General features: G+C 60.6%; 11 protein-coding genes. 9 read left to right on the top strand and 2 right to left on the bottom strand.

Annotated features, from left to right (window positions below):
* Position 1: 1 nt before the first annotated feature.
* From ATH90_RS00205 to ATH90_RS00225, 5 genes are all read left to right on the top strand, one after another.
* Positions 2–1,786 (top strand): GMC family oxidoreductase, encoded by a 1,785-nt coding sequence (locus tag ATH90_RS00205; RefSeq protein ID WP_034110576.1) that lies wholly within the window; start codon positions 2–4, stop codon positions 1,784–1,786.
* 12 nt (positions 1,787–1,798) lie between these two features.
* Positions 1,799–3,097 carry a cytochrome c gene (locus ATH90_RS00210; protein ID WP_098465475.1) on the top strand — a complete coding sequence of 433 codons (1,299 nt, stop codon included), beginning with the start codon at positions 1,799–1,801 and terminating at the stop codon, positions 3,095–3,097.
* 81 nt (positions 3,098–3,178) lie between these two features.
* Positions 3,179–4,237 (top strand): PA0069 family radical SAM protein, encoded by a 1,059-nt coding sequence (locus tag ATH90_RS00215; protein WP_034110580.1) that lies wholly within the window; start codon positions 3,179–3,181, stop codon positions 4,235–4,237.
* 227 nt (positions 4,238–4,464) lie between these two features.
* Entirely contained in the window at positions 4,465–5,196 is a 732-nt protein-coding gene (locus tag ATH90_RS00220; RefSeq protein WP_034110582.1) for a carbonic anhydrase, read from the top strand.
* A gap of 85 nt (positions 5,197–5,281) precedes the next feature.
* Complete coding sequence (locus tag ATH90_RS00225) at positions 5,282–6,829, top strand: SulP family inorganic anion transporter (RefSeq protein WP_034110584.1); 1,548 nt, start codon at positions 5,282–5,284, stop codon at positions 6,827–6,829.
* A gap of 68 nt (positions 6,830–6,897) precedes the next feature.
* Here the strand turns inward: ATH90_RS00225 and ATH90_RS00230 are convergent, their stop codons facing one another.
* On the bottom strand, positions 6,898–7,545 hold the full coding sequence (locus ATH90_RS00230; RefSeq protein ID WP_034110585.1) for a hypothetical protein: 648 nt from the start codon (positions 7,543–7,545) through the stop codon (positions 6,898–6,900).
* Positions 7,546–7,912: 367 nt separating this feature from the next.
* On the opposite strand from ATH90_RS00230, the gene coxB reads away from it, so the two are divergent.
* The 4 genes from coxB to ATH90_RS00250 all read left to right on the top strand — a co-directional run bounded on the left by coxB (position 7,913) and on the right by ATH90_RS00250 (position 12,310).
* The gene (coxB, locus tag ATH90_RS00235) at positions 7,913–9,040 is read left to right on the top strand and encodes a cytochrome c oxidase subunit II (RefSeq protein WP_098465476.1); all 1,128 of its coding nucleotides are present in this window, start codon (positions 7,913–7,915) and stop codon (positions 9,038–9,040) included.
* Between the two features lie 58 nt (positions 9,041–9,098).
* Entirely contained in the window at positions 9,099–10,685 is a 1,587-nt protein-coding gene (ctaD, locus tag ATH90_RS00240; RefSeq protein ID WP_034110589.1) for a cytochrome c oxidase subunit I, read from the top strand.
* 150 nt (positions 10,686–10,835) lie between these two features.
* Positions 10,836–11,387, top strand: coding sequence for a cytochrome c oxidase assembly protein (locus tag ATH90_RS00245; protein ID WP_034110591.1), 552 nt, complete (start codon positions 10,836–10,838; stop codon positions 11,385–11,387).
* A 35-nt stretch (positions 11,388–11,422) separates the two neighbouring features.
* The gene (locus ATH90_RS00250) at positions 11,423–12,310 is read left to right on the top strand and encodes a cytochrome c oxidase subunit 3 (RefSeq protein ID WP_034110593.1); all 888 of its coding nucleotides are present in this window, start codon (positions 11,423–11,425) and stop codon (positions 12,308–12,310) included.
* 6 nt (positions 12,311–12,316) lie between these two features.
* On the opposite strand, the gene ATH90_RS00255 is transcribed toward ATH90_RS00250, so the two are convergent.
* Positions 12,317–12,520, bottom strand: coding sequence for a twin transmembrane helix small protein (locus ATH90_RS00255; RefSeq protein ID WP_012721507.1), 204 nt, complete (start codon positions 12,518–12,520; stop codon positions 12,317–12,319).
* Positions 12,521–12,546: the final 26 nt, after the last annotated feature.

Consider the following 12,546-nt stretch of genomic DNA (forward strand, 5'->3'; position numbering starts at 1 on the left):
CGTGGCGACCATCATGAAAAAAGTGGATGCGGTGATCGTAGGCTTCGGCTGGACCGGCGCGATCATGGCCAAGGAACTGACGGAAGCGGGCCTCAACGTGGTAGCGCTGGAGCGCGGCCCGATGCAGGACACTTATCCGGACGGCAACTACCCCCAGGTCATCGACGAATTGACCTACAGCGTGCGTAAGAAACTCTTTCAGGACATCTCCAAAGAGACGGTGACCATTCGCCATAGCGTGAATGACGTTGCCCTGCCTAACCGTCAGCTGGGTGCGTTCTTGCCGGGCAACGGCGTGGGCGGCGCAGGCCTGCACTGGTCGGGCGTGCATTTCCGTGTCGACCCGATTGAGCTGCGCATGCGCAGCCACTATGAGGAGCGCTACGGCAAAAGCTTCATTCCCAAGGACATGACCATCCAGGACTTCGGCGTGAGCTATGAAGAGCTCGAGCCGTTTTTCGACTACGCAGAAAAAGTCTTCGGCACTTCCGGCCAGGCCTGGACCGTAAAAGGCCAGTTGGTCGGCGAAGGGCGTGGCGGCAACCCGTACGCACCGGATCGCTCCAACCCGTTCCCCCTGCAAGCGCAGAAAAACACGGTGTCGGCGCAGTTGTTCCAGAAAGCCGCTGCCAGCGTCGGGTACAAACCCTACAACCTGCCCTCGGCCAATACCTCGGGGCCTTACACCAACCCCTATGGCGCGCAGATGGGCCCGTGCAACTTCTGCGGTTTTTGCAGTGGCTACGTGTGCTACATGTACTCCAAGGCCTCGCCGAACGTGAATATCCTGCCGGCGTTGCGCCAGGTGCCGAACTTCGAGCTGCGGCCTAATTCCCATGTGCTCAAGGTCAACCTCGACAGCACCAAGAGCAAGGCCACCGGCGTGACCTACATCGACGCCCAGGGGCGCGAATACGAGCAGCCGGCGGACTTGGTAATCCTTGGCGCCTTCCAGTTCCACAACGTGCGTCTGATGCTGCTGTCGGGCATCGGCAAGCCCTACGACCCGATTACCAACGAGGGCGTGGTGGGCAGGAACTTCGCCTACCAGAACATGGCGACCATCAAGGCCTTCTTCGACAAGGACACCCACACCAACAACTTCATCGGTGCGGGCGGTAATGGCGTGGCCATCGATGACTTCAACGCCGACAACTTCGACCACGGCCCCCACGGTTTCGTGGGCGGTTCGCCGATGTGGGTCAACCAGGCGGGCAGCCGGCCGATTGCAGGCACCTCCAACCCGCCGGGCACCCCGGCCTGGGGCAGCGCGTGGAAACGTGCCACTGCCGATTATTACACCCACCAGGTGTCGATGGATGCCCACGGCGCCCATCAATCCTACCGGGGCAACTACCTGGATCTGGACCCGGTTTACCGAGATGCCTACGGCCTGCCGTTGCTGCGTATGACGTTCGACTGGCAGGAAAACGACATCAAGATGAACCGCTTCATGGTCGAGAAGATGGGCAAGGTTGCCGAAGCGATGAACCCCAAGGCGATTGCGGTACTCGGCAAAAAGGTGGGTGAACACTTCAACACGGCGTCCTACCAGACCACCCACCTCAACGGCGGCGCGATCATGGGCACCGACCCGAAAACCAGCGCGTTGAACCGTTATCTGCAGAGCTGGGATGTACACAACGTATTCGTCCCAGGCGCGTCCGCTTTCCCACAGGGCTTGGGTTACAACCCGACCGGCCTGGTGGCGGCATTGACCTACTGGTCGGCCCGGGCGATCCGCGAGCAGTATCTGAAAAACCCCGGCCCACTGGTTCAGGCATAAGGAGCGATGACCATGAAAGCACTTGTTATCGCGACCTTTGCCCTTTTCAGCAGTTGCTCTGCGAGCGCCGCTGAAACCGACTTGATCAAGCAGGGTGAATACCTGGCCCGGGCGGGTGACTGCGTGGCCTGCCACACCGCCAAGGGCGGTAAGCCCTTTGCCGGCGGCCTGCCGATGGAAACCCCCATTGGTGTGATCTATTCCACCAACATCACGCCGGACAAGACCGGCCTGGGCGACTACAGCTTCGAAGATTTCGACAAGGCCGTACGCCATGGCGTCGCCAAGAACGGCAGTACGCTTTACCCGGCCATGCCCTACCCGTCTTACGCACGCGTCAGCGACAGCGATATGCAGGCGTTGTATGCGTACTTCATGAAGGGGGTCGAACCCGTTGCCCAGGAGAATAAGGACAGTGATATTCCCTGGCCCTTGAGCATGCGTTGGCCGTTGGCGGCGTGGCGTTGGATGTTTGCGCCTGCAGTCGACGCGCATCAGGCGCCTGCCGCTGCCGACCCGGTGATCAGCCGCGGTGCCTACTTGGTCGAAGGCCTCGGCCACTGCGGCGCGTGCCATACGCCACGGGCCCTGACCATGCAGGAAAAAGCCCTGAGTGCCACTGACGGCGACGCTTTCCTGTCCGGCAGCGCGCCACTGGAAGGTTGGATCGCCAAGAGCCTGCGCGGCGACCACAAGGACGGTCTCGGCAGTTGGAGCGAGGAGCAACTGGTGCACTTCCTCAAGACCGGTCGCAGTGATCGCAGTGCGGTGTTTGGGGGCATGAGCGATGTCGTCGTCCACAGCATGCAGTACATGTCTGAAAATGACCTGACAGCTATCGCCCGTTACCTCAAGAGCCTGCCGGCGGTGGACCCCAAGGACACGCCGCACTCGTACGACAAGCAGGTGGCGGATGCGCTGTGGAAAGGCGATGACAGTCAGCGGGGCGCCTCGGTGTATATCGACAACTGCGCCGCTTGCCACCGTACCGATGGCCATGGCTATACACGCGTGTTCCCGGCATTGGCGGGCAACCCTGTCCTGCAGACAGCGGATGCCACGTCATTGATCAACATCGTGTTGAACGGTGGCACCTTGCCGGCCACCCACACGGCGCCGTCCACGTTCACCATGCCGGCGTTCGCCTGGCGCCTGTCGGATCAGGAAGTGGCGGATGTGGTCAGTTTTATCCGCGGCAGTTGGGGTAACCAAGGCACGCCGGTAAAAGCCAGTGAGGTGGCGGACCTGCGCAAGAACGATATGCGCACAACCTCTGGCGATGACCTGGGGCAAGTGACGCAAAAGCACTGATCCCTCCCTGACCGCCAAACGGCACTGGTCAGAAGCCTTGCGCCTCGATACTGTATATAAAAACAGTATCGAGGCGTTTTCATGTCTACTCCGCTGCCGCCCCGAGGCCGGGGCACGGCCACCAACCTGCATAACCGCTTTGCGCCCACTGTCAGCGTGGCCGAGGACGATGGGTGGTTCCAGGAAGTGCCGCCGACCCAGGGCACGGAAGTGCGCATCGAGACGGCCAGGACCATCATCACCCGCAACAACTCGCCGGACTTGCCCTTTGATCGCTCGATCAATCCTTACCGCGGTTGCGAGCATGGCTGCATCTACTGCTACGCCCGGCCCAGCCATGCGTATTGGGACATGTCGCCAGGGTTGGATTTCGAAACCAAACTGATCGCCAAGACCAACGCCGCGGATGTGCTGGAACAGCAGCTGTCGAAGCCGGGTTATGTGTGTGCGCCGATCAACCTGGGTTCCAACACCGACCCGTACCAGCCGATCGAGCGCGAGTACAGGATCACCCGCAAAACCCTGGAAGTGTTGCTGCGGTATCGCCACCCGGTGACCATCATCACCAAGGGTTCGCTGATTTTGCGCGATCTGGATCTGCTGACCGAGTTGGCGCGCCAGCGGCTGGTGGCCGTGATGATCAGCCTCACCAGCCTGGACGACGAACTCAAGCGCATCCTGGAGCCACGCACGGCGGCGCCCAAGGCGCGATTGCGGGCGATTCGGGTGATGCGTGAGGCGGGGATCCCGGTGGGTGTGCTGTGCTCGCCGATGATCCCGATGATCAACGACAGTGAGTTGGAAAGCCTGTTGACCGAAGCCCATGCCGCTGGCGCGCAAAGCGCGGCGTACATGATGCTGCGCCTGCCGCTGGAGGTGGCACCATTGTTCGAGGAGTGGCTGGCAGCCCATTACCCGCAACGTGCGGCCCATGTGATGAGCCTGGTGCGCCAGGTGCGTGGCGGCGAGGTCTATGACAGCCGGTTCGGCGTGCGCATGCGTGGCGAAGGCCCGTTTGCCGATTTGCTGGCGCAGCGCTTCAGCAAGGCGATCAAGCGCCTCGGGCTGAACCGGCGGGAGGGTTTCAATCTGGATTGCACAGCCTTTTGTCCACCGGGCAGGCAGATGGCTTTGTTGTAGAATGAGCAGGAAGAATGTGAGGTTCCTGTAGGAATAGTCGCGTTTTGACATCACTGAAACCCGCGTCCTAGAGCGGTTCATTCAGTTTGAGTTAAGTTTCGACGGTTACCTTGTTCAGCGAGTGACTGATGAGTCGACGTTCTGGTCTGTGGTATTTACAACTATTGCACCAGCCTGGCGTCAGAACTGAGCTGAAAACTCCCCTGCATTAATCAAGAGGATGAATCATGAGTGACAAGGATAAACAGCCGTTGGCTGCGTCGGCTTCTGCCTCTCCAGTGGCGGAAACCGCCGATGCAGCGCTAAAGCATATCGTTGACGGCTTTTTGCATTTCCATCACGACGTCTTCCCGCAGCAGGAAGAACTCTTCAAGAAACTCGCCACGGCACAGAGCCCACGGGCGATGTTCATTACCTGCGCCGACTCGCGCATCGTGCCTGAGTTGATCACCCAGAGTTCGCCTGGCGATCTGTTCGTAACCCGTAACGTCGGTAACGTCGTGCCGCCTTATGGGCAGATGAACGGCGGTGTTTCCACGGCCATCGAGTACGCGGTACTTGCCCTGGGCGTGCAGCACATCATCGTCTGCGGGCACTCTGATTGCGGCGCCATGCGTGCGGTTCTCAACCCGGCCAGCCTGGAGAAGATGCCAACCGTCCGGGCTTGGCTGCGACACGCCGAGGTCGCCAAGTCCATGGTCGAGGACAACTGCGACTGCGCCAACGAAGGCGAGAGCATGAAGGTGCTGACCGAAGAAAACGTCATTGCCCAACTGCAGCATTTGCGTACCCACCCTTCCGTGGCTTCGCGCATGGCCAATGGTCAGTTGTTTATCCACGGTTGGATCTACAACATCGAGACCAGCGAAATACGCGCCTACGATGCCGACCAGTCGGCGTTCCGACCGTTGGGCGGCGACGGGCCGATCCCTTGCGCGACGCCTAAAGCGCGCTTCTAAAACACTTCCCTGCCGGGTAAAGCGGTGGCTGCCATGGACGCAGCCAGGCTTTACCGCGCCCGGCGAATGCCTCGGGAGAGTCATCATGCGTGCTGCTCAATTGAAAGCTGTATTGCCACGGGAGCTGCTCGCTTCCGTGGTTGTGTTTCTGGTCGCCCTGCCCCTGTGCATGGGCATCGCGATCGCCTCCGGCATGCCGCCTGCCAAAGGCCTGATCACCGGGATCATCGGTGGCCTGGTCGTGGGTTGGCTGGCGGGTTCGCCGTTGCAGGTCAGTGGTCCCGCCGCCGGTTTGGCTGTGTTGGTATTCGAACTGGTGCGCCAGCACGGGATGCTGATGCTCGGGCCGATCCTGTTGCTGGCCGGCTTTCTGCAGCTGGTAGCCGGGCGTTTGCGCCTGGGTTGCTGGTTTCGCGTCACGGCCCCGGCGGTGGTATACGGCATGCTGGCGGGGATTGGCGTACTGATTGTGCTATCCCAGATTCACGTGATGCTCGACGGCGCGCCCAAGCCCTCGGGGTTGGACAACTTGACAGGCTTCCCGGCGGCGTTGGCCGAGGCGATCCCGACCCTGGGCGGTGGCCTGGGCTGGCAGGCGGGATTGCTCGGGTTGTCGACGATGCTGGTGATGTACGCCTGGGATAAATGCCGCCCGCAGACGCTGCGCTTTGTGCCCGGCGCCTTGTTGGGCGTGGGCCTGACCACCGTTGTCAGCCTGATCCTGGCGTTGCAGGTCAAGCGCGTCGAGGTCCCGGAGAACCTCGCCGACGCCATCGATTGGTTGCGTCCAAGCGACCTGTTGAACCTCGCAGATCCCCAACTGTTGATCGCTGCTTTTGCGGTCGCGTTTATCGCGAGCGCAGAAACCCTGCTCTCCGCCGCGGCAGTCGACCGCATGCACAGTGGTCAGCGTTCTGATTTCGATAAGGAATTGTCCGCTCAGGGTGTAGGCAACATGCTCTGTGGCCTGGTCGGCGCTTTACCGATGACCGGCGTGATCGTGCGCAGTTCGGCCAACGTGCAAGCCGGTGCTACCACGCGTTTGTCGGCGATGTTCCATGGCCTGTGGCTGCTGGCGTTCGTGCTTCTGCTGTCGAGTGTGCTGCAAAGCATCCCGGTGGCGAGCCTGGCGGGCGTGCTGGTGTACACCGGTATCAAGCTGGTGGACGTCAAGGCGTTCAAGGCGTTGGGCCGCTATGGGCGGATGCCGATGTTCACCTATGCGGCTACGGCGCTGGCGATCATCTTTACCGACCTGCTGACCGGCGTGCTGGTGGGCTTCGGGTTGACGCTGGTCAAGCTGGCATTCAAGGCTTCACGCCTCAAGGTCAGCCTGATCGACTTGCCCCAGGAAGGCGAGATGGAGTTGCGCTTGACCGGTGCGGCGACCTTTCTGAAAGTGCCGGCGTTGACTCAAGTGCTGTCGACGGTGCCTGCGGGGAGCACTGTGCACGTGCCGCTCAATAACCTGAGTTACATCGACCATTCCTGCCTGGAGTTGCTGGAGGAGTGGGGGCGGGCCAATGCGGCCAAGGGCTCGAAGCTGGTGATCGAGGCGCGCGGGTTGAAGCGCCGGTTGGAAGGCAGGGTGCGGACGACGACGGGGATAGGTTCAGCGGCTTCAACAGGCTGACGAAACCGGGTCAAAGATGGGGGAGCGGACAAGCCAGCTCCCCCATTTGACCTCTGAGGGGCTGGAAATCAGGCAGGCTGATCCAGCGCCAGCTCAACCCCCAACTGCCGCGACAGGCACGGCCAGCGCTTCCACGCAGCTTCCGTGTCCGGGCTCTTCAGCTGGTCGCGATAGGCTTCGACCGACTCCAGCGCAAAGCTGTCCTCGTTAAGCATTTCGTCCACCGCGTGGTGCACGGCTTCATCCAATTGGTTGGCGAATGCCTCGCCGATCAGTTGATGGGCAATGACATTGGCCACCGTGGTGTCGGCCGGTATCAACGGCTGGCCAAAATGCTTGATATACAGATCGTTGACTTCCTCCACCAAGCGATGGGCCAGGTAGGCCTCGTCCAGAAGGCTGTCGAGCCCTTCATGGCCGGCCAGGATGGCGGGCGGTTGCAGGAAGAAATGCTCGGCAATCTTCAGCACCGGCTTGATCTGGCTTTCGATACCCGCCTCGCGGGCTACGTCGTTGGCGGCGTCGAGTAAGTCTGGGACGAGGTCGATGTAGGCCGTTACAAAGCGGGTCATGACAATGTTGCGATCACCGTCAGCCAGGGAGATGGCCGAATGCAGGTGCGGCAATTGTTTTTCCAGTTGCTGGGCAAGCTGGCCCGTGCTGGCTTCGTGTTGATGGGCACGGGAAATCTGCTCGCGCAATGCGGCGGTGTTCATGAAAGCTCCAGTGATGCAGGCGTAGGAAAAGGGAGAGGATAAGGTAGCTCGTTTATACGAGCGCCTAAGACGCATTTGTCATAATTATTTCATGGTTATGCACCTGCGTTATATCCAATTGCCATCGTTCGTCGGATAAACGATTCCGCCCCCGTATTTATTAGCGCCAACCGGTCATTTCTGCTCATTTGCCCCTACACATTGCGGGGTTGCAGAGCGTGTCTATACTCGGATTTGTACGCGATTAGCTGATGACGCCAGACTGCATAAGCAGGCGAGGCTAAGCGGTTGTAAGCAGTATGGAAGCCGCTCCCTTCGACGCAGGTGCAAACCGGCGGGATAACAAGAACGATAAGGGGAACCCGCAATGATGCGACATCCACACGTTTGGATGGGCCTCCTGTTGTGGTCGGTATTCGGCCAGGCACATGCCGCCTGGACAACGAATATGGCGCCAGGGGCGACAGAAGTCAGTCACGCCGTGTTCGACCTGCACATGACCATTTTCTGGATCTGTGTAGTGATCGGCATCATCGTGTTTGGCGCGATGTTCTGGTCGATGATCGTTCATCGCCGGTCCACGGGCCAGGTCGCGGCCAAGTTCCACGAGAGCACTACCGTGGAGATCCTCTGGACCGTCGTGCCCTTGCTGATCCTGATCGCGATGGCCATTCCGGCGACCAAGACCCTGATCAACATCTACGACAGCAGTGAATCGGATATCGATATCCAGGTCACCGGCTACCAGTGGAAGTGGCATTACAAATACCTGGGCCAGGACGTGGAATTCTTCAGCAACCTGGCCACGCCCGCCGAGCAGATCCACAACCAGGCGACCAAGGGCGAACATTACCTGTTGGAGGTTGACCAGCCGCTGGTGTTGCCGGTGGGGGCCAAGGTGCGGTTCCTGGTAACGGCTGCCGACGTGATCCACTCCTGGTGGGTGCCGGCATTTGCGGTCAAGCGCGACGCCATTCCAGGCTTCGTCAACGAGGCCTGGACCCGAGTCGAGAAGCCCGGCATCTACCGCGGCCAGTGCGCCGAGCTGTGCGGCAAGGACCATGGCTTCATGCCCATCGTGGTCGAGGTCAAGTCCAAGGCCGACTATGACACCTGGCTTGGCGAACGCAAGGAAGAAGCGGCCAAGCTCAAGGAGCTGACCTCCAAAGAGTGGACGCTGGAGGAGTTGGTGGCCCGTGGCGACAAGGTCTACCACACCACCTGCGTGGCCTGTCACCAGGCCGAGGGCCAAGGCCTGCCGCCGATGTTCCCCGCGCTCAGGGGCTCCAAGATCGCCACCGGGCCGAAAGAGGGCCATCTGAGCATCGTTTACCACGGCAAGCCTGGCACCGCGATGGCGGCCTTTGGCAAGCAGCTTTCGGAAGTGGATATCGCCGCCGTGGTGACCTACGAGCGCAATGCCTGGGGCAACAACAAGGGCGACATGGTCACGCCTAAAGATGTGCTGGCCATCAAGCAGGCGGAAAGCAAATGACCGACTTGATCGCTTTCACCTCGACCCGCCCCGCCCACTCGCTTGCAGGAGAACGGCCATGAGCACTGTGATCGATGACCATGGTCACGCCGACCATGCACACGGCCCCGCCAAAGGGTTGATGCGCTGGGTGCTGACCACCAACCACAAAGACATCGGTACCCTGTACCTGTGGTTCGCCTTCACCATGTTCCTGCTCGGCGGCTCGTTCGCCATGGTGATCCGGGCTGAGCTGTTCCAGCCCGGCTTGCAGATTGTCGAGCCGGCGTTTTTCAACCAGATGACCACCATGCACGGCTTGATCATGGTGTTCGGCGCGGTCATGCCGGCGTTCGTCGGCCTGGCCAACTGGATGATCCCGCTGATGATCGGCGCGCCGGACATGGCCCTGCCGCGCATGAACAACTTCAGCTTCTGGCTGCTCCCGGCGGCGTTCCTGCTGCTGGTCTCGACGCTGTTCACGCCGGGCGGCGGACCGAACTTCGGCTGGACGTTCTACGCCCCGCTCTCCACCACCTACGCGCCGGAAAGCGTGACGTTCTTCATCTTCGCCATCCACCTGATGGGCATCAGCTCGATCATGGGCGCGATTAACGTCGTCGCCACGATCCTCAACCTGCGCGCGCCCGGCATGACGTTGATGAAAATGCCGCTGTTCGTCTGGACCTGGCTGATCACCGCGTTCCTATTGATTGCGGTAATGCCGGTCCTGGCGGGTTGCGTGACCATGATGCTCATGGATATCCACTTCGGCACCAGCTTCTTCAGTGCGGCCGGCGGCGGTGACCCGGTGCTGTTCCAACATGTGTTCTGGTTCTTTGGCCATCCCGAGGTGTACATCATGATCCTGCCGGCGTTTGGCGCCGTCAGCTCGATCATCCCGACCTTTTCGCGCAAGCCATTGTTCGGCTACACCTCAATGGTCTACGCCACGGCGAGCATCGCGTTCCTGTCGTTCATCGTGTGGGCGCACCACATGTTCGTGGTCGGTATTCCATTGGTGGGCGAACTGTTCTTCATGTACGCCACGCTGCTGATCGCCGTGCCGACGGGGGTAAAGGTGTTCAACTGGGTGAGCACCATGTGGCAAGGTTCGCTGACCTTCGAGACGCCGATGCTGTTTGCGGTGGCCTTCGTGATCCTGTTCACCATTGGCGGGTTTTCCGGGCTGATGTTGGCGATTGCGCCGGCGGACTTCCAGTACCACGACACCTATTTCGTGGTGGCGCACTTCCATTACGTACTGGTGCCCGGCGCGATCTTTGGCATCTTCGCCTCGGCCTACTACTGGCTGCCGAAATGGACCGGCCACATGTACGACGAGACCTTGGGCAAGCTGCACTTCTGGCTCTCGTTCGTGGGCATGAACATGGCGTTCTTCCCCATGCACTTCGTTGGGCTGGCGGGCATGCCGCGGCGTGTGCCGGACTACAACCTGCAGTTCGCGGACTTCAACATGGTCTCGTCGATTGGCGCCTTCATGTTTGGCGCTACGCAGATTTTCTTCCTGTTCATTGTGATCAAGTGCATCCGTGGCGGCCCGCCGGCGCCGGCCAAGCCATGGGATGGTGCAGAAGGCCTGGAATGGAGCGTCCCCTCGCCTGCGCCTTACCACACGTTCACCACGCCGCCGGAGGTGAAATGAACGCTCTGTTCGTCATGCTGGCACCCCTCCCTTGTGGGAGCGAGCTTGCCCGCGAAAGCGCTGTATCAGTCGCCACAAACAGTGCCTGGCAAGCCGCGTTCGCGGGCAAGCTCGCTCCCACATTGACCGCGTTCGGTTCGGGTGAAGGTCATGGCTGAGTCCGTGCCGCTCAAGCGCCTGGTCACCCGCCTGCTGATCCTGGTGGTGGCGATGTTCGCCTTCGGTTTTGCGCTGGTGCCGATCTACGACGTGATGTGCAAGGCGTTCGGCATCAACGGCAAGACTGCAGGGCAGTACGAGGGCGAGCAGGTCGTTGACCTGTCGCGTCAGGTGCGGGTGCAGTTCTTGTCCACCAATGCCATCGACATGGTCTGGGATTTCTACGCGAAGGCGGACGAAGTGGTGGTCAACCCGGGTGCGGTGACCGAGATGCTGTTCGTGGCCTACAACCCCACCGACAAGCCGATGACCGCCCAGGCCGTACCCAGTATCTCGCCGGCCGAAGCGGCGATGTATTTCCACAAGACCGAGTGCTTTTGCTTCACCCAGCAAGTGCTACAGCCAGGCCAGCGGATCGAGATGCCAGTGCGTTTCATTGTCGACCGCGACATGCCCAAGGATGTGAAGCATCTGACCCTGGCGTACACGCTGTTTGATATCACTGCGCGCCAACCGCCGGTGGCTGCCCATAGCGGCGGCTAGCTACTGTTTGCCCGCTCAATCAGGAGAGCGAATACATGTCGACTCATGATACGTACTACGTACCGGCGCAAAGCAAATGGCCGATAATTGCCACGATTGGCCTGCTGGTCACGGTGTACGGCCTGGCCGTGTGGTTCAACGACCTGAAGGCAGCACGCCCAGAATCCCACGGCCCGTGGATCTTCTTCGTCGGTGGCCTGCTGGTGGCCTATATGCTGTTTGGCTGGTTCGGCGCCGTGATCAAGGAAAGTCGCGCGGGTTTGTACAGCGCCCAGATGGACCGCTCGTTTCGCTGGGGCATGAGCTGGTTCATCTTTTCCGAAGTGATGTTCTTTATCGCGTTCTTCGGTGCGCTGTTTTATGTGCGGCACCTCTCCGGCCCCTGGCTGGGCGGCGAAGGTCACAAGGGCGTTGCGCACATGCTGTGGCCGAACTTCGAGTTTGCCTGGCCACTGCTCAACAACCCTGATCCCAAAATGTATCCCGCGCCGGAAGGCACCATCAGTCCTTGGGGCCTGCCGCTGGTCAATACCCTCTTGCTGGTGAGTTCCAGCGTCACCATCACCATCGCCCACCATGCCCTGCGCAAAGGCCATCGCGGCGCGCTGAAGGTCTGGCTGGCGCTTACCGTGCTGCTGGGCCTGGCGTTCCTCGGGTTCCAGGCCGAGGAATACATCCACGCCTATAAAGAGCTGGGCCTGACATTGGGCTCGGGGGTGTATGGCGCGACGTTCTTCATGCTCACGGGCTTCCACGGCGCCCACGTCACCATTGGCACCCTCATCCTGTTCGTGATGCTGATGCGCATCCTCAAGGGGCATTTCAATGCCGAGCACCAGTTTGGTTTCGAAGCCGCCAGTTGGTATTGGCACTTTGTGGATGTGGTGTGGATCGGGCTGTTTTTCTTTGTCTATGTGCTGTGAGTCGACTTACCACGGCGCATGAGAAACCAGTTGGCCACTGAAAAACCCCCAGGTGATCAACGCCAGGGTGATCACGGCCAGTACGACACGCACGGTCAAGGCAGTGACGAGGCGGTTGGAGTTGCCCTCGTCCTTGACCAGGAAGAACAAGCCACTGAACAGGCTCACGACGGTCGCGATCAGCATCAGGGCAATAGCGGCTTTGAGCATGGTCGGGCTCCAATGGGATGGGCGGG

Origin of the sequence: Pseudomonas lurida, from assembly GCF_002563895.1 — a bacterium.
GTDB lineage: Bacteria > Pseudomonadota > Gammaproteobacteria > Pseudomonadales > Pseudomonadaceae > Aquipseudomonas > Aquipseudomonas lurida.

Excerpts from the sequence above, each read along its gene's own strand:
- ATH90_RS00220 (WP_034110582.1), top strand. The coding sequence starts at position 4,465 with ATGAGTGACAAGGATAAACAGCCGTTGGCTGCGTCGGCTTCTGCCTCT.
- ATH90_RS00225 (WP_034110584.1), top strand. The coding sequence starts at position 5,282 with ATGCGTGCTGCTCAATTGAAAGCTGTATTGCCACGGGAGCTGCTCGCT.
- coxB (WP_098465476.1), top strand. The coding sequence starts at position 7,913 with ATGATGCGACATCCACACGTTTGGATGGGCCTCCTGTTGTGGTCGGTA.
- ctaD (WP_034110589.1), top strand. The coding sequence starts at position 9,099 with ATGAGCACTGTGATCGATGACCATGGTCACGCCGACCATGCACACGGC.
- ATH90_RS00245 (WP_034110591.1), top strand. The coding sequence starts at position 10,836 with ATGGCTGAGTCCGTGCCGCTCAAGCGCCTGGTCACCCGCCTGCTGATC.
- ATH90_RS00215 (WP_034110580.1), top strand. The coding sequence starts at position 3,179 with ATGTCTACTCCGCTGCCGCCCCGAGGCCGGGGCACGGCCACCAACCTG.
- ATH90_RS00230 (WP_034110585.1), bottom strand. The coding sequence starts at position 7,545 with ATGAACACCGCCGCATTGCGCGAGCAGATTTCCCGTGCCCATCAACAC.
- ATH90_RS00250 (WP_034110593.1), top strand. The coding sequence starts at position 11,423 with ATGTCGACTCATGATACGTACTACGTACCGGCGCAAAGCAAATGGCCG.
- ATH90_RS00255 (WP_012721507.1), bottom strand. The coding sequence starts at position 12,520 with ATGCTCAAAGCCGCTATTGCCCTGATGCTGATCGCGACCGTCGTGAGC.
- ATH90_RS00210 (WP_098465475.1), top strand. The coding sequence starts at position 1,799 with ATGAAAGCACTTGTTATCGCGACCTTTGCCCTTTTCAGCAGTTGCTCT.